An 18,175-nucleotide genomic window follows, 5' to 3' on the forward strand; every position below is an offset into this window, starting at 1 on the left:
ACTTCTTATCTCTTTGTTTTTGGTAGCTTTTTGGAACTATTTTTGGTTAAAAACAGAAATTCACGGATTTTTAAATTGCATATTTGTTTGAAATTCACCCGGGACAGCATTTTCGCATGATTCAATTAAAAAGATTCTGGTACTTTTTCTGCCTTTTGGCAGGCATTCTTCTCAGTAACCCTGAGCCGCTTATTGCTCAGCAAAACACGGATATTTCAAGTATCAAGGTTGATGAACTTAGTGATGAACAATTACAAGAGCTTGTCAAAAGAGCCAATGAGGCTGGACTCAGTACGACTCAATTTCTTCAAATGGCTCAAATGCGGGGAATGTCTGGAGCCGAAATCGAAAAACTACGAAAAAGACTTGAGGACTTAGATCTGAGCGCAACTGCCAGTCGGAGTACAAATGCCAGCAAAAGGGAGCCTAGAAGACAAATTGATCTGAATGAAATTACTCAAGGCATTTATGAAGTACAGCCTGAAGTAGAATCAGGAAATAGTCAGTTGTTCGGCAGCAATCTTTTTTATCAGAAAAACAGGAGGCTAAGCTTTGAGCCAAGCCTGAACCAAGCCACCCCTCAGAATTATGTGCTCGGTCCCGGAGATGTCATTTTTGTAGATATTTATGGACAGTCAGAGCAATATTATGAAGCCACAGTCAATCCTGATGGATTTGTAATTCTGGAAAATATTGGCCCAATTTCAGTATCAGGAAAATCCATTGAAGAAGCCTCTGGAATTATTAGAAACAGAGTGGGTAGATTTTACCCCAGCTTGAATGGTCCGAACCCAAAAACCTTTTTACAGGTGACCTTGGGAAATGTAAAGACTATCAAAGTTCACATTTTAGGAGAAGTTAGGTTGCCGGGAACTTTCACGCTCAGTGCTTTTTCAACTGTATTCAATGCGCTTTATGCAGCTGGAGGTCCCAATGATAATGGCACCATGCGCCAAATTAAAGTGGTCAGAAACAATAAGCAGATTGCGATGGTCGATGTTTATGACTTATTGATTAATGGTACCGCCAATTTAGACTTGCAGCTACGCGATCAGGATGTGATTTTGGTTACTCCCTTTATTTCCAGAGTAAGCATCAAAGGAGAGGTAAAAAGACCGCTGACCTTTGAAATTAAAAAAGGTGACACATTCCAAGACCTCTTAAACTATGCTGGTGGATTCACTGATTTGGCATTTGAAGACAGAGTAGCAATATCCAGAATTACAGAAAATCAGCGCTCCGTATCAGATGTTTACAAGAACCAATTTGGGATGTTTATTCTCAAAGGGGGAGATGAGATTACTGTAGGAAAAATCCTGGACAGGTATTCTAATCGCGTGCAAATCAAAGGTGCGGTGTTTAGGGAAGGTACTTTTGCGCTGTCTGATGGGCTGACCTTAACCCAACTGATCAAAAATGCGGAGGGACTGAGAGGCGATGCCTACACCGAGCAAGCTAGCATTTTAAGAACCAAGCCTGATCTCAGTACTGAAATGATTCAGGTGAATCTAAAAGCTGTTTTGGCGGGCTCTATCGCTGATATTCCTTTAAAAAGAGAGGATGTAGTCCGTATATCCAGTATTTACGATATTAGAAATGAGCAGTATGTTCAAGTTTTGGGTGAGGTAAAAAGACCTGGAGTTTATCCATTCTCTTCTGATATGACCGTGGAGGAATTATTGATTTTGGCAGGAGGTTTTCAGGAGTCCGCCAATCCTAATGATATCGAAATTGCAAGGAGATTAGAGGATACTGATTTAGGAACTTTATCAGATATCATACCTGTTCAGGTCAATCCAGATTTATCCTATAGAGCTGATTCCCAAACGCTGATCCCCTATGACCAAGTCATTGTTCGTAAGAAGGCTAGTTTTACCATGCAAAGGTTAGTGGCTGTAGAGGGTCAGGTTAATTCTCCCGGTATTTTCGCGATTCAGAGTTCCGGAGAGCGGATTTCTGATTTAGTTCGAAGAGCAGGTGGACTCAATCAATTCGCCTATTCCAAGGGAGCAACACTGATCAGAAGAACAGAGTTTTTCAATACCGAGTCGGAGCAAATTCGAAGACAAAGAAATTTGGAAGAACTTCGCATGCAACTCATGCGCGACCCGAACAATTCAGAAGCACAAGAAGAGTTGGTTCAAAGGCTTTTTTCCAATCTTCCAAAAGGGGATAGTGCTGCCCAATCAACAGTTGCCAATACGAAGCGAGAGTCCTTAGATCAAATTGCAGCTGAAACTCCCGGTTTTAATGTGAAAATAAGAGAAACTGAAGCTGTAGCGATAGACTTGGAAACCATCTTAAAAAATCCGGGATCCGAAGATGATTTGATTTTGGAGGAAGGGGATGTACTATCTGTTCCGAAACTTCTGCAAACAGTGAGAATGCGTGGAGATGTAGTTTACCCTACAACACTGCGACATGAAAACGGAAGAAGCTTGAAACATTATATCAACGGAGCTGGGGGATTTGAAAGGAGAGCCAATAGAAAACAAACCTATGTGGTCTATGCGAATGGTGCCGTGAAAAGAACCAAAGGATTTTTGGGAATTAGGAGTTATCCACCTGTGGAGCCAGGAGCAGAAGTGATTGTTCCAACCAAGGGACCAAAAATACCTTTACGATTGGGTGATGTAGTTGGAGTCACTACCGGTTTGGCTACTTTGGCTCTTGTACTTTCCCAAATCAACTGGAATTAATTATGGCTGAAAACAAGCATTTTTCTGATAACCAGTTCACTTTGAAAGAAGTCATTCAGAACCTGAGAGATTGGTTTCGGTATTTTTTATCCCAATGGAAGACATTATTGCTTGCCGGACTAATAGGTATGGTCTTAGGTGCTTTGGTTTCAATTTTCAAGAAACCCGTATTTCATGCTGAAACCTCCTTTGTATTGGAAGAAGGAGATACAGGCAGCTTGAGTCAAATGTCCGGACTCGCTTCTCTCGTAGGTGTTAATTTAGGTTCTTTGGGAAGTACTAGCGGTCTATTCCAAGGGGACAATATCATGGAGTTGTACAAGTCCGATAGGATGCTGGGAGAAACCTTGCTAAGCCCATTTTCTGAGGAAGAGCTATTGATTGATCGCTTTGTTACTTTTGAAGAGCTAGATGAAAAATGGTCTTCAAAAGTAGATATTCCGTCTATGGACTTTTCTATCCCAAGAGAGGAGTTTAGCGTGGCACAGGACTCCGTGGTAAAAGAAGTTGCTAAACTGATCAGAGAAAAGCAGCTGGCTGTTACCAAGCCTGATCGAAAGCTGAGCATCATACAGGTTAGTATTTCTTCCAAGGATGAGGCTTTTGCTAAGGTTTTCAATGAGACCTTGGTCAATAAAGTCAATACTTTCTATTACGAAACCAAGACAAAAAAAACAGGGGAAAATTTGGCTATTCTCCAATCTCAGGCTGACTCTGTTCGGGCGATTTTGGATGAGAGTATAGGGGCATATGCCAGTGCGCAGGATAGAGTTCCCAATGCCAACCCTTTACTTTCCACAGCTACCATTGAAAGCCGCAAAAGACAGATTGATGTACAGGCCTCGGGGGCTGTTTATCAAGAGATAGTGAAAAATCTGGAAATAGCCCGGGTTAATCACAGAAACAATTCCCCGCTGATACAGATTATCGACTCTCCAAGATATCCATTAAAAAGAACTGAAATCCGCTTGGTGAAAGGGATTGTTTTGGGTGCAGTTATTATAGGTTTGCTGGTGCTTTTTGGCTTGTATTTCAACAGACTGTACCAAAAACATGTGCAGGAAAGCTAAAATAAAGCTGCCATGTTTGAAAAACTCACATTACTTCCGCTCAGCAATTTTATTCGCAATAAGTCCATTCAGAACTTTCTCTTTTTGGGCATTATTCAGTCTTCCAATGTGCTAATTTCTATTATTTCCATGCCCTTGTTGATTCAAAGCATAGGGGTAGACCAATTTGGACTGGTTAATTTGGCGCTTTCTGTAATTGTGATAATGAATGTTTTGGTAGTATATGGTTTTAACTTAAGTGCTCCGAGAGAAGTGGCAGTCAGTCAACAGGATAAGGAAGCTTTATCACATCTGGTTTCCAACGTTTTTTCAGGCAAAATCATTTTGGCAGCCATTGCTACAATTCTGATATTGGTAGGAGCATTTGGGTTCAACCTTTTTCAGGAATATCAACTCATTCTGGTTTTCTCATCATTGCTATTATTTTCCGAAGCCACCCTGCCCCTTTGGTTTTTTCAGGGAATGGAAAAGATGAAGTTGGTCTCTATCGCCAACATATTTTCAAAGCTCCTATTTTTAATGGGAATCGTTTTGTTTATCCACAGACCAGAGCAGAGCCATTGGGTCAATTTTATGTTAGGCCTTTTTGGATTGATTATCAACATCCTTTTAATTTTTTATATAAATAGAGTTTTTGGAATTAAAATTATTAAACCAGAATGGTCTGAAATTTTAAAAAGTTATATTCAGAATTTTCTGCTTTTTTTAAGTAGCGCAACAAGTTTTATTTCAACAAATGGTGGGCTAATCATTTTGAGCTTTTTCTCTGTGGCAGAAACCTTGGGAATGTATAGTTTGGCCGAGCGTGTTGTAATGGTTCTGCGTTTATTCCCTGCCTTGATTATTCAGGCTATTTTTCCCAATGCCTCCAAACTATATCAAGCCGACCCTGTTCGATTTTACAAGTTTCTCAAAAACGTATATCTCCGAGTTTTACTGGCTGGAATATTTATATCCGCAGGAACCCATTTTGCTGCGCCTTGGATCATTCAGGTTCTGTCACGAAGTGATTTGCAAGAGTCAGTTATGTATCTGAAAATATTAGCGGCGGTCCCCTTTTTAGCCTGCTTAAATGTGGGAAATGTAACGCTCCTTTTGGTTGCAGACTTGAAAGAATTACTCTTCAAGGCCAGTTGGATGATGTGCGTGTATATGATTATTGTATCCGCTATATTAACCTATTACTTTGGAGGAATAGGTTTATGTTTCGGGATTATTTCCACCGAAATCATCGTGTTTTTGATTTGTCTGGTTTTGCTATATCGCCACGAAAAAAATCTCGTTCATGGTTTTTACTCCTGATCCATCGGTTGCTATTATCCTAGTCAATTGGAATGGGTTAGATTTTACCCGGAATTGTCTGGATTCATTACTGAAATTAGACTTCCCGGATTTTAAAATTATTCTGGTAGACAATGATTCCCAAAAGCCTGAAGGAGTAGTCCTGAAAAATGAATTTCCAGATATTTTATTAATTGAAAATGAGGAAAACCTAGGCTTTTCAGGAGGCAACAATGTTGGAATCAGAAAGGCTTTGGAAATGGGTTTTTCCCATTTATTATTACTCAATAATGACACGCTTGTAGAGCCTGATTTTTTGGGAAAAATGGTGCTTGAAATGCAGCAAAAAGCTTCATTGGGAGTCGTGCAACCCATGATCTGTTTTTTGGATGATAGAGAAAAAATATGGTCTGCAGGCGGAAAATGGATTGAAGGACTTGGTCGGGCAAAAACGCTGGGAGATAGAAAAAATTTAAAAAAATATAGAGTTACCAGTTCTAATTTAGATTGGGCAACTGGATGTTGCATGCTGATTTCTAGAGAGGCTGTTTTAGCAGTAGGCTTATTGAACGAGCAATATTTCGCCTATTTTGAAGATGTAGAATGGTCTTTGAGAATCCGAAAGGAAGGTTTTGAAATCGGTCTCGTTCCAGATGCAAAAATTTACCATGAAGCTGGGGCTTCTTCTAAAAAGAAACACTCAGAAGGAACCCTCAATGCGCGGGTATTCTATTTCCACGTGCGTAATCAATTTTTCCTTTTGAGAGGATTAGCTCAAGATGAATCCTCCAAGGGTTTCAAACCTTTAGAGGCTTATTTGAGAAACCTTGGAGGGTTCGCCTATCATATGTGTAGGTTTACTTTATGGATGGTCTATTTCCTGCTGAGGGGACGTTTTCGAAAGCTCAGAGCAGTGGCCAAAGGCATTAGAGATGGGTTTTCAACACCACTTAGCCCAGCACCCCAATGGCCTTAATCGTATTTCTACTCATCACTTTGGCTGTCAGCGCAGGCTTTCTTTGGACTTTGGAAAAAATGATTTTTCAAGGTAAATGGAGCTATTTTATCTATTTCTTAGCCGCTTTTCTTCCTATTTATATCACTAGTCTTAGCGTAGTTTATTTAGCTACAGAATCTTCGGCTGTAGTAGGATTTTTTCAAATCTTGAAGGAGCTCATTATTCTTATAGCCTTAGCAGTATTTCTTCTGTATAATAAGAAAATTGGCTCATATCCCTTTCGATTGCTTGCCACAGATTGGTTTTTTCTGGCCTTTTTGGCTTTGGCTTTTTTCTACCTTTTGTTACCCATAGGAGAAGCTTCCTTTTTAAATAAGGCTTTGTATTTTAAAAGTATGTTGATTCCTGGCTTGATTTATTTTCTGGGAAGAAACAGCTCTTTTCAGGATTGGGAAATAGGACGCATTTTCAAAATCATCTTTTTCGTGGCTATTGGGGCCTTTTTGGTCAATTTAGTAGAGTATTTTCTATTGAATGCCCATCTACAGCAATTCACCGGTTATGCCCTTTTTAATTTATACATCAACGACATTGAGCCAACAGGGAATTACGGGTTGACTTGGACTTTTGAAACCACCAATGCCATGAAGCGCCTAGCTAGCTTTTTCTCTGATCCTTTGGAAATGGCGAGCTCTGTTTTGATGGGGTTTGCTGCAGGACTGATTTGGTTTCTGACCAGCAGACGAGAATACAACTGGCTTTACTTATTGGTCATGGCCTGTTCTCTGGGAAGTTTGGTGTTCTCTGCCTCCAGAGCTGCCTTTGCCGCCTTTTTTGTGATGATTTTTTTCATTGCCTTGGTATTTAAGCTTTACAAATTAATTGGAGCTGGATTTTTGGCTCTAGTTGCATTTGCAATTTACGTGGTCTTTTTCGCCTCAGAAGACTTTTACTTCTTTGTACTGGACACTCTGACTTTTGAAAATACATCCAGCATAGGACACGTGGTTGAATGGCTTTTGGCTTTGGATTCGATGATAGCCAACCCATTGGGAATAGGTTTAGCGATGAGTGGGAATTTCGGAAGTGTGGAAGATGATCTTCGGGTGGGTGGAGAAAATCAATTTCTTATTTTTGGGGCACAATTGGGATGGATAGGAATGATTCTGTATATCGCTACACTTTTAAGCGGGATTAGGACAGCACTTATAGTTTTTAATTTTACAGATAATACTTACAATGCCAGAATTGCTTTTGTAGGAGGAATTGTTAAGGTTGGATTGCTTTTGCCACTATTCACTGCAAATGTTGAAATTTACACTTATATATCTTGGGTAACTTGGTGGATGATAGGTTTGAGTGTTAGGGAGTATTCTAAAATAAAATATAAATGATTTTACATAGAGAGTGTCCACTTTGTGGGTCAAAGATTTTAAAAGGGTTTGCAATAGATACTTTAAGAAAAGGTCCTCATATTTCTCGGGTGAAGTGTGTGAATTGTAATTTAGTTTTTGCAAATCCTATGGCAGATGAAAAGGAATTAGAATCCTACTATAATAATTATTATGAAAAGGAACATTATGAAGCTGTTAATTACAAGCAATTAATTTCTGAACATTTTATTAGAATTTCTACTCTAAATGAGGAGTCTATCAGGAAAGAAGCAGTGTTTCTTAAATTGTTGGGTGGGGGGACTAGATTTTTAGACGTAGGTTGTGGTTTAGGGCTTGGTCTTGCCTATGCTAATCAAATGAATTGCGAATTATTTGCAACTGAATTTGATAGTGGTGCATTAGAGTTTGTTAAATCGCATTTTCCCGTTACTACATTTCATGGTGATATTTGGGAAGCTAATTATCCTGATTCTACTTTTGATTTTATTCATATTTCCCATGTTATAGAGCATGTCCTGGATCCAATCGCATATATTCAAGAAATGAAGCGAATTCTTAAACCTGGCGGGCACTTAGCTATTGGAACTCCTAACTTTTCAAGCAACCTGTATAAGATTCATCGTTGGGTTAAGCTGCTTAAACTGGAAGTACCTGATATTATAGATGGAGTTGAACACACTTTTCTTTTCCCAAAAGAGTTGCTTCAAAAAATTTGTGAAGAACAGGGTTTTAATGTAGTTCAACATTTCACTCAAAACTACGGCGAAAAGCTGAGTAATTTGGTCAAGTATAAAATGTCACTGAGGAAAAAGTTAAATAGACTGGTTCAAAATATGTTTCAAGTCAATCAATGGATTGTTTGCGAGAAAAATAATTAATATGAATATCTCAAATGACTAAAATAGTTATTTTAGTTTTTAGTAACTTTATAAGGCGTTTCTACATTTTAAAATCTTAATAAAACCTAAAATTTATTAAGCCCTATTTGCTTAAACAACTTCTGGATTTTTTGAAGTTTTTGTAACATAGCCTACGGAACAGAGTAATTCTAGGTCCAGATTTATATCAGGACAGCAATTGGTGAGATGACTTATAAAGTTTTAGATTTTAAAGATATGTATCCAACCAATGAAGTAGATCCTTATCTAATATGTCTTTTTAGGAAGATCCTAGCTTTGTTATTCAAATTTCTATAAATAATTATTCCCCTAAGCCTGCTTATTCTTATTGAAGGTTGCTAGGATGAGACCTTAAATCACTCCTTAAGCAACAACCCATCAGTATTTATGATAACCAAATAGCGGAAAGGCTGTACATTTTCAGACTTTCCATTAAATAAGTAAATATAATGATTGTGAACAGCCGAAATAACCGAAAAAGATACCACCCTCAGATAGCATCATCAGTTAACTTTTCTGGGAAAAACTTTAAAGGTTTACTGGCGTCCGACTACCTATTGACTGTTACAGATCTCCGCCGATTTAAAAGTGAAATTTTTATGATCTTTGCCAAGAATAAACTTTAAAGATTTTCGATGGGGACAAATTAAAGGAGCTATACAAGAACTGGCTTTAGCCATCAATATGATGATAAAATTCTAGATTAATTATTACAGTAAGTTTCATAAATGGCAACATCAACGGTGTGAATATGGCTTTGGCTGAAAAAAAAGGTTATTAAGTGGAAGATGACGAAGAAACGAAGTATTAAGAAAATAAAAGCTATCAAGTGTTTTAAAATTGGCCTTCGAAGAAACCTTAATCTATTGGTAAATCAGCAAATGCTACAATTATTCATTTGCAAGAGCAAGAGAGCAGACTTTGGAAGCTTTCGACTTTACGGAGGGACTGTCTCCTACGTTGATATAGAGGGTTAGGGGTGAAACTCACTTTCTCTTCTCAAAAAAGTTTAGGAAAACTTAAAATGATTTTTGTTTTTATTAAATCTTTTCTAAATTACTACACTTAAACTTATTTTATATGAAAAATTTATTTAAAAATTTTATAGGGGTAACTATTTTGGCCTCTGTTATTTTATTTGGTTGTCAAACAGAAATTGATGAACCAAAAGCTTTAAATGAAAATGAGATTTTTATTGAAAAGATTGAAAATCCAGATCCAAGGTTAATTAGCTACATGGAGTATTTTGGGTTGAAAGGGAAGTCAATTGAAAAATTCAATAATGATTTTCTTGTCGATGGAGATTTATTAATCACTAATCAAGATCTTAGTATTTTCACTGAAAAAAAACGAGATAATGAAGGAAAGAAAGGTTTAACTTCAGAAAATCAACAGTACCGTTTTCAAAATATTGTTAGTTATACTCCGAATGTTATAAGAAGAATAAAATATAAGTTTGCCTCTTCTGTGCCAATTTCAGGGGACGGTGGCCAATGGAGAACAGCAACCACAGCAGCATTTAATGAATGGAATTCAATAAGAAACTCAAGTCTTTATTTTGAGCCTACAACAGGGGTTGCAGATATTGAAATTTCGGGTTTTTTTTCCTCCGGATCTGGTATAGCAGCTGCGCAAGGGCCTAATGGATTAGGAAATCCAGGAAGTCAAATTTATATAAATACATATTATAATTATCTTTCTTTGGATTGGAAAATTCAAACAATGGCGCACGAGATTGGCCACACTGTTGGATTTCATCATACTGATTATAATACACCAGGAGCAAACCCAAACAACACGGTTGGAATTTTGATAGCAGGAACATGGACAAGTGATCCTAATTCAATTATGAATCATCAACTGACTAAAGGTTGGACTGGGTTCCCTTATTTAGATCAGTTGTCAATAAGAACATTATATCCTTTGGATTTAAGTGAAAAACCATTTTATGCTTATCAAAAAGTAGCAACTGGAGGGTTCAATTGGACGCCTAACTGGAATTTATACGGATTTGGAAGTCAAGGCTTCGCCTATTGGGGTTTTAATGGCTATGTATTTACTTCATCAAAACCAAATACTGTACCACTTTATAAATACCGAAATACGATTACCCATGTAGATTACATGACTACTAACCCAAATTTATCTAATGAATTCCCTAGTTATGCAAACCAAGGCCTATTAGCTTATGTTTATTCTGGCCCTGCAAGTGATAGAGTTCCTGTTTACGAATATTATCATCCTGATAAAGGATTTCATTTTACAACAATTTTAAACGATGGTGTTGTATCTTCTGGCGGATGGACTGGCGGGGGAATTGCCTTCTATGTTCTTAAAGTTGATCAGTTTAATTAATTTCTAATTTTCAAAGCTCATAATGCTTGATCACCTCCTTATAATCAAGGAGGTGATTTTTTATAAATATTTTGGATTCACTCAAAGATTCTAATTTTTAAAATTACTTTTCCTCTTTACCAATCACATGTTTTTTGAGAGATGAAGCCCTCGTAACTCCGGAAACAACTTTAAACCTCATTCCCTCTCTTCATAATCCACTGATACTCTAAGATCGCTTCAAAGGAGGGGCATTCTTTGATTCGTTCCCAAGGTTCTATTATTCCATTCCCGTTTTTGTCAGGCGAAAAGTCCCTGTGTCCTAAAATCTTGATGGTTGAGATGTCCTGAAACTGCCTGGCCCATGCTAAGGATTGAAAAATACAGTTTAGAATACCCGCTTGCTGTTGCTCTGTCCGTGTATCCATAGCCAAATGGACATTTTCAGGATGCACTCCACCCACATAACAAATATGAATGGCGTGCTGATTGTAACCCTTCACTCCATTACTGACTTGATCCAATGGAAGCAATTGATGAATTAAGCCATCCACTTCAATCAAAAAATGATAGCCTGGAACTTTCCATTTTAGTGTCTCGTTCCAAAATCTTTCGATTCCCTCTCTGCCTGCATATCCCGCAGAACAATGAATTACAAGGTGTTTGATATATCGGGTTTTTGAGATCATGTGATTTTGTATTTGTATGATTGAGTAATTGAGTAATTGAGTAACTGAGTATTTGAGTAATTGAATGGTCTGCTTTCTCGTCTCTCGTCTCTCGCTACGCCCTTCTCGCCTCTCGCTTCTTATCTCTCGCTTCTCGTATCTAGTCTCTAGCTTCTCGCATCTCGCATCTCGCATCTCGTCTCTTGCATCTCGCTTCTCAACTCTCTCATCTGTTGTTTCAAAAAAAGCCGGGCAGGAAACCCGCCCAGCTTGATGATCAATAAGTCAAGGATGCATCCTCTTCTTCCAGCTGATTTTCATCTACTGTCAATTGAGTGATGGTCACCAGGATAGTTCCTGCCGTTACAGCATGCCCTGCCCATAGCATCAAAGCCGCCGGAACAGAGCCTGGAGCTGTCAAAACCGCCGTGCCTACAGCAGCTACTACCAACCCGATTCTTTTCAGTTTTTTAAAGAAGGGAGGTGTGGGGGCCAAAGCCCTTTGTTTGATTTCTGAAAATATTCCCATGTGATTATTATTTGTATTGTTTAATTATCTGTATTTAAGAAAGTCGAGCTTTCCGCATCAGCTGCTTTTTGAGCAAAAGCAACACCTCGGAAATTCTGTCAATCTCAGCTCTCAGGCTCTCTTGCCTGGCTTTGATTTCCAGAAAATCCTCTTGCAGTTTTCTAAAGTCCTGAAACAGAAACTTGAGAAAATAAGCGATCACCGATAAGAGGATAGAAATGATCGCCCCAGTTAGGGTTAGGAGTAAGAAGGTATCTGACATGCCTGATAGGAATAGGGAATGGCCTTGGATTCTATCTGCAATTGGAGGACCTCTCCTCTTCCCCAATATTCTCCCAGCTCATCCAATAATTTTTGAAAAGCCAGTTTGGTGAACAATGGAGTGCCATCTGCTCGGTAACAACTTACCGGACAGAGTTCGGAATTCCCTGGCAACTGATCAGCCGCCTTGGATAAAATCAAGCCCTTATCCCCTACCCGAATTTGCCAGCCGCTTGCTTCACTGTGAATGGGTTCCAATTCATAGATCCCTTCCTCCAGGCAGGAAAACTTGGACCCAAAGCAATTCTTAGGCGCTTCCCTGATAAAGCATAGCTGTCGCTGCCCCAGGAAAAGCCTCCCCAGGCTTCCCCGGGGAGTATACCTTCGCTTCAGCAGCAGTCTCATCGCAGCGAGACATTTACTTTTGAAGACCCTTTGAAACTGGATTCCCTAGGTGAACAAAGACCCACTGGTCTATTCCAAAAGAGAATCAGATACTTTTTATCATTACCTATATGGGTTATTTGAGCCATCAATTAGTTATTTATGATAAACAAAGGCTTACCATCTCAATTTCAGTCAGTATGAATGAACTTCAGATAGAATATTCTGTGACTATTCATTCACTTTGATGTGTTTGCCTGAAGACCAAATAATTATTCAGTTATAGGACTAAAAGGCAAAAATTCCATCATGTTCATTAAATGACCAGTTTGAGATTGTAGGATGCAGTATTCGTACTCATCGACTTTCTAATCTTTCTCCACAAAAGAGAAATAAAGTGATGATCAAAAGGAGGAGTATCTAAATTCCTCCCAATTTTACCCAAGTAATCAATCCATCCAAGCTATTTCACAACAGGCCAGATTCAGGGCCTTTTCCGGTGAGCTTCTTATTTCCAGTCGAAGACTATCCCGAAACCAATTGACTTGTGCAAAAGCTCTCATTAGATTACCGAAAGCTTTTGTGGAAGATGTCCCGGTGCCTTTAGACCTAATCTTATGGACTGGTAGAATTATTTGGGGAAATTCAATCCCAATCAAACCCTGAGGACAAAGGACACCTACAAAGTCTCCTTTTTGATGTTTCTTCAAGGAAAGAAAGGGCATCTGGTCTTCCTTCAAAATCAGGTAAGAACCTTCCGGAAGACAAGACTCTTTTGGGTTTCCTGAGATTCTTGGTTTTTCCAGCGTATGGCAGATTAGTTTATCATTGACGAATAAACTACCATGAGTACTGGTTGGCCAATATTCTCTTTCCAGAATGATTTTCATCAGACTCTAATTTTTCATTCAAGTCAAAGGAAACAAATCAGGATACTACCAAAATTGTAGCTGGATTCTGGGTCAAATCGTAGAGATCATATTTTGATCCGTTTTCCAACACCTGCAAGTATTCCAATGCCATTGCAAAGAAGTGATGAGTATCAGGAATTGAAGGTTTTGGAAGGGTTAATGCCAACTCTTCTTGTTCATTCATGGAAATAGGAATTTCACCTGAATTCACAGATTCCTCAGAGTAGGTTCCATCAACAAAGTTGATACTGGCCCGAATCAGAGAGATTCTGTAATGAGTTGTATTAACCAGAGAACGGAGATAGGTAGCCGGCACCATTGCTTGAATAGTAACAGTAACCGAGTCAGGTTCATCCGAAATTTGTGGCTGTTTGAACAGAGTATTTTCAATTGTTGATTGATTGGAAAACTGGAAGCCTTTCATCAGCTGGATATTTCCCAACTCAAATCTTCTTTCCCCCCTGTTACTCAAGGTATCTGAATAGATCACTTTGGTAGCAATGGAATAGAGCCTATTGTGCAAGGACCCATCACTGGATTTGAGAGCAATGCCTCGAAATGCATCTTTTAAGAATTTAGCAGCATTGGCTGCTCTTGCAAATTCCTGGAGATTTTCACGGGTACGTCTGAACTTGGGATCTTTCAAGATCCGATCCTTAGAAACACCGCCTTTTTGCCGGGCTTTAAAACCGGTCCTCCCTTTATAAAAGGTTATATCACCGATGGTCCCTTCGAGTTTTAGAAAACTTGATTGTCTTGCCATAGCATGTTTATTTTAGTGTGAAACATGCCCAAAACTGAGATCAAGTATCTGAAAATCAAATTGAAAGTGGATTCTAGAGAATCTATATAAGGAGTGGATCTAGTGGAATTTAAGGAAATAAAATACTCTGTGGACTTGACAGTAATTCAAGCATGAATTGTAAGTCAGCTTTGCCGTAACTCTCCTGTAGCTTTCCTATTACTTTGAGGCAAGACTGTTGGGAGTAGGTGTTAGGCAATAGGACAATTAATATTGGAGTGTCGGGGTATTAGGGAATGAGGCTAGTTAGAAGGATAGTTATCAAACAAAATACAGGATTGGATATCATGGTGGAATAGTAATGTCAAAAGGTAAAATGAGATAATTAAAAGGATTTCAAGGCCGTCTAGATTTTCTCAAACATTCAAATGGATGAGCACAATTGAATTTTCTCAGGGGAATTCTGACTCTTTGAACTTGCGCCATAGGGATATAAAAGCTGTTTGTCTTGGTTGAAATGATGTCTGTTGAAATATTTTGAAAAGCGAGAAACCCTGTATTAGAATGGGGTTTAAAAAATGAGATTTTTATTCAGAGCTCCGCTTTTTGATTTGGACCCAAGATCCATAGAAGAAATATGTGCCCATTGGCCTCAGGTAGTAAAAGCCATCAAAAATTCTTCGGAAAGTTTTTACCAAGAAATTCAGTCAGTTTCATTTCCGGAGTTGTCCGAAAGGAAACAACGAAAAGTCATTAAGTATTTGCTGAGAGGTAGGTTCAGGTCTACTCCTTTTGGCTATTGGGCAGGTGTAGGGGTTGGTGAATTTGGAGATGGTAAAAAAAATGAGTTGGATCTAACCGAAGTACTCCTTTTGAACAAGATTGATTTCACTTCTAATTCGACGGAAAAACATGAACACTTTTATGTAGGACTTGAGGGATTCAAAAATTTTGGAAGAAATCAATATTTAAGCTATTTGAACCGTGAAGAGCGGTGGGCTTTCGTGAGTATTCCTTCCAATCCTCTTACTCAGAAGCTAGAGAAAATTCTTTCTCAGGACAACAAAATCTCCTACTCAAAATTTAAGGATTGGTATTCCCAATGGCCAGAACAAGAAATTGAAGAACTTTGGACTCAACTGGTGGAAATGGGTATCATTCAAAAAACCTTTCAAAGGAGAGAAATGGGAGTAGTTCCCAGGCAAAAAATTGATCTTGTTTTCAAAGAAAAAATAGCTTTGGGAAAAGATAGTTTTCAATGGGTTCAAGATTTTTGGGCAACTGCGGGAAATTTATTTACTGAGACAAAAAGCAGCTATATTCAATCATTTCATTATTGGTTTCAGGAGCATTTTGACGACAGGTTTGTACCCTTACCCATTTTATTGAATTATCCGGATTTTGTTTACGGTAATTTTTTAAATCAAGTCTTATTAAACAGTGCGGACCCTTCAGGATATTTGAATTATTCCGGTTTGGACTTTCAAAATCCTGTTGATTTAAAAAGCAGATTAACAAACAAACCTGTTTCAGATGCAATTTACGATCTCAACTTCCTTATTAGAAAATGTAATCGAGGCAGGCTTTTGGTTGAAAACCTAGTTTGTAACAAGCCATTCAGCTATTTTGGAAGGTTCAATCGCTATGGCCCAATATTGAATTGTCAAAAGGAAATAAGAGACACTGTTTTCCGGAATCAAGACATTATTTACGCAGAACTAAAAATTGTGGAATCCGGCAATGTCCAAGGAATCTGTCAGACAGCCCCATTATTCCAATATTACATCAGTCCAATGAGGGAATCTGACCCCGGGGCAATTTCACTTTGTGATTTAGAACTGGGAATTAGGGAGGGTAACATCTTGATTTATCAACTAAGCACCGGTAAAAGAGTTGTTCCTGTAGTCACCCACCCTTTAAATGGGAGAGAAATCTCCCATCCTTTAATCAAGTTGATCTGGGAACTAAATCAAGGACAGTCCTATAGGTTAGGGATCTATGAATTTCAATCCAAGTCTTTTATTCCACACAGCCCTCAATTTCAATGGGGTAATCTGATTTTACAGTGCAGAAAATGGAAAGTTTACGAAGAATGGTTTTCAGTCAGAAAAGATCTTGAACAGTGGCTCATCAGAAACCAAATTCCATGTCCGATAAAAATTGGAATTTTTGACAGAGAGTTACTTATCAATTGGGAGAAAAACGAAGAGTTACAGATTTTTTGGGAAGAGCTGAGAAAAAAGAATAAACTCACTCTTTCAGATCCTATTTGGCTGGAAGATAACAGTTATATTTCAAAGGAATCTGCCCGTACTATCTACCCTGAATTTGCCATTAATTTCAGCAGAGAAAAAAAGGAATGGAGCTGGGAGGGTTTTATCAATTCTATTTCATCCGAGGATAAAGAGTCCTTGTATTTTTTAATCAAAATTCATGAAGAGGATTTATGGGATTTCTTGATTTATTATTTCTCCAGGGAATTGATCGAGTATGTTTCAGTACAGAAAATCGTTTGGTACTTTTTAGTCTATCCTGAGTCTGGCTGCATTCAGGTCAGAATTCGGTTTTTAAGGGTCAATTCCCAGCAGAAAAAAGAATTATTCTGGTTGGGTTATGGGAAAGTCAGGAATTCCTTTTATTCCATTGAGTTGAGACCATATTATCCCGAAATCAAAAAATACGGGGCTGAAACTTATAAAATATCTGAAGAGCTCTTCCATTTAGAATCCCAATTATTGATTGAAGCGATTAAATTTTACCGGGATGAAGAGCTTCGAAATCGTTTTTTTCAAGCAATCAGCTTGAAATTATGGAGCAAATTGATTCAAAAGACATTTTCCAAGGAAGGAGCATTTAGATTTCTACAATTAAAAGTCAAGTCTATTCCCTATGAGCAAAAAAAAGATTTACTCCAAAATTCCATAGATTTGGATTTTATGGGTTCCTTTCTGGAATTAGGATGGGAGAAAAACTATGAATCCCTTTTCCTAAACCTGCTAAATCTAAAGAAAGAAGAGGAAGAGAGGTTCAGGGTTGTAGGGAATCACATTCATATGATGGCTAATAGGTTTTTTGGAGAAGAGCGTCAATCTATGGAGTTCCGAATATACATTGAATTGCATAAGTTGATCAGAAAGGAATTATTTAAAAGAGTCAAAGGGACAAAGGGAAGATCCTGACCTCCTCCAGCCCCTTTTGGAGGAGGGGAGTGGACCAGAACCTGTAAACTAATTTTAGGGCGAGTCAAGCTGAGAAAATCCCCCTTATCCCCTTTTAAGGGGGAATTGATCCTTCTCAGATTTAAGGCATTGAGATCAGAAATTTAATCTCTTCAAAGTCTGAAAGGCTTAAGCTCTTCAATTGCCATGCCAGAGGCGCACAGGCCGGAGTAAGGAGGCGGAGGAATGGAGCTTTCAATTCAGCATTTAAATCGGCCGTCCCTATGGGACTTCGTCAACAATTCAACACCTTATCTGAATTCCAGAGATTGAAATCTCTGGCTTGGAAATATTTCGTCGCTATGCGACTTATAACTCCTTCGAACTGAAACCTATTTCAAAGCTCCGTAGGAGCGTAAAATGTCATAGCCCCGCCTGAGGACAGGCAGGGGTTTCAACCCCTGGTACGAAAAAACGCAACCCTCCCCCAGCGCTGGCCCTTTTACCCTGTTTGAAAGCGAAATCTCAATGCCAGCAAGAAAGGAAGAGAAATACATTAGAAATAAAAGAAATACGCCTGCGGCGAAATATTCCTAAACTTGAGGTTATCGATAAGATATTTTTTAAGATAAGAGAAGATATGCCTTCGGCGAGATATTTATCCCGTAGGGATTTCAGCTCGGTGGCAAAAAAATGACCACAAACTCTTCACCATGCCGTAGGTATGGCACTACATAGAAATACGGTAGAAATAAATAGAAATACGCCTGCGGCGAAATAATCAAAATATACCTAAAAGATAATTTTTAAGATATGCCTTCGGCGAGATATATTAGAGAAATACAATTGAAAGAAAGAAATACGCCTGCGGCGAAATAATTAAAAGA

14 protein-coding genes are annotated in these 18,175 nt (G+C 38.5%); 8 read left to right on the forward strand and 6 right to left on the reverse strand.

Annotated elements, in window-relative coordinates:
* Positions 1 to 116: 116 nt before the first annotated feature.
* The 7 genes from B2906_RS18040 (at position 117) to B2906_RS18070 (ending at position 10,656) form a co-directional block, all read left to right on the forward strand.
* A complete protein-coding gene (locus B2906_RS18040) occupies positions 117 to 2,699 on the forward strand; it encodes an SLBB domain-containing protein (protein ID WP_144605930.1) in 2,583 nt (860 codons plus the stop codon).
* 2 nt (positions 2,700 to 2,701) lie between these two features.
* The gene (locus tag B2906_RS18045) at positions 2,702 to 3,769 is read left to right on the forward strand and encodes an exopolysaccharide biosynthesis protein (RefSeq protein ID WP_144605929.1); all 1,068 of its coding nucleotides are present in this window, start codon (positions 2,702 to 2,704) and stop codon (positions 3,767 to 3,769) included.
* Between the two features lie 12 nt (positions 3,770 to 3,781).
* Positions 3,782 to 5,071 carry an oligosaccharide flippase family protein gene (locus B2906_RS18050; RefSeq protein WP_144605928.1) on the forward strand — a complete coding sequence of 430 codons (1,290 nt, stop codon included), beginning with the start codon at positions 3,782 to 3,784 and terminating at the stop codon, positions 5,069 to 5,071.
* Positions 5,055 to 6,026, forward strand: coding sequence for a glycosyltransferase family 2 protein (locus B2906_RS18055; protein WP_144605927.1), 972 nt, complete (start codon positions 5,055 to 5,057; stop codon positions 6,024 to 6,026). The genes B2906_RS18050 and B2906_RS18055 overlap by 17 nt, the downstream gene beginning before the upstream one ends.
* Positions 6,017 to 7,402: an O-antigen ligase family protein gene (locus B2906_RS18060; RefSeq protein ID WP_144605926.1), complete on the forward strand. Its 1,386-nt coding sequence runs from the start codon at positions 6,017 to 6,019 to the stop codon at positions 7,400 to 7,402. The genes B2906_RS18055 and B2906_RS18060 overlap by 10 nt, the downstream gene beginning before the upstream one ends.
* Positions 7,399 to 8,280, forward strand: a complete 882-nt coding sequence (locus B2906_RS18065) for a class I SAM-dependent methyltransferase (RefSeq protein WP_144605925.1) — start codon at positions 7,399 to 7,401, stop codon at positions 8,278 to 8,280. Before B2906_RS18060 ends, B2906_RS18065 begins: the two co-directional genes overlap by 4 nt.
* 1,101 nt (positions 8,281 to 9,381) lie before the next feature.
* Positions 9,382 to 10,656 carry a M57 family metalloprotease gene (locus B2906_RS18070; protein ID WP_144605924.1) on the forward strand — a complete coding sequence of 425 codons (1,275 nt, stop codon included), beginning with the start codon at positions 9,382 to 9,384 and terminating at the stop codon, positions 10,654 to 10,656.
* Between the two features lie 170 nt (positions 10,657 to 10,826).
* Here B2906_RS18070 and B2906_RS18075 read toward each other — a convergent pair whose 3' ends face one another.
* The 6 genes from B2906_RS18075 to B2906_RS18100 form a co-directional block, all read right to left on the reverse strand.
* A complete protein-coding gene (locus B2906_RS18075) occupies positions 10,827 to 11,324 on the reverse strand; it encodes an N-acetylmuramoyl-L-alanine amidase (protein ID WP_144605923.1) in 498 nt (165 codons plus the stop codon).
* A 256-nt stretch (positions 11,325 to 11,580) separates the two neighbouring features.
* A complete protein-coding gene (locus tag B2906_RS18080) occupies positions 11,581 to 11,832 on the reverse strand; it encodes a hypothetical protein (protein WP_286942143.1) in 252 nt (83 codons plus the stop codon).
* A gap of 34 nt (positions 11,833 to 11,866) precedes the next feature.
* Entirely contained in the window at positions 11,867 to 12,094 is a 228-nt protein-coding gene (locus B2906_RS18085; RefSeq protein ID WP_219957383.1) for a hypothetical protein, read from the reverse strand.
* Positions 12,070 to 12,498: a hypothetical protein gene (locus B2906_RS18090; protein WP_286942147.1), complete on the reverse strand. Its 429-nt coding sequence runs from the start codon at positions 12,496 to 12,498 to the stop codon at positions 12,070 to 12,072. The genes B2906_RS18085 and B2906_RS18090 overlap by 25 nt, the downstream gene beginning before the upstream one ends.
* A 428-nt stretch (positions 12,499 to 12,926) precedes the next feature.
* Positions 12,927 to 13,367, reverse strand: a complete 441-nt coding sequence (locus tag B2906_RS18095; RefSeq protein WP_144605869.1) for a DUF5675 family protein — start codon at positions 13,365 to 13,367, stop codon at positions 12,927 to 12,929.
* A gap of 37 nt (positions 13,368 to 13,404) precedes the next feature.
* Positions 13,405 to 14,151: a hypothetical protein gene (locus tag B2906_RS18100; protein WP_144605868.1), complete on the reverse strand. Its 747-nt coding sequence runs from the start codon at positions 14,149 to 14,151 to the stop codon at positions 13,405 to 13,407.
* A gap of 557 nt (positions 14,152 to 14,708) precedes the next feature.
* Here B2906_RS18100 and B2906_RS18105 point away from each other — a divergent pair.
* Positions 14,709 to 17,309 (forward strand): lantibiotic dehydratase, encoded by a 2,601-nt coding sequence (locus B2906_RS18105; RefSeq protein ID WP_286942152.1) that lies wholly within the window; start codon positions 14,709 to 14,711, stop codon positions 17,307 to 17,309.
* The last annotated feature ends 866 nt before the right edge of the window (positions 17,310 to 18,175 follow it).

This window comes from Algoriphagus sp. UBA3586, assembly GCF_002376385.1.
Classification (GTDB): Bacteria; Bacteroidota; Bacteroidia; order Cytophagales; family Cyclobacteriaceae; genus Algoriphagus; species Algoriphagus ornithinivorans.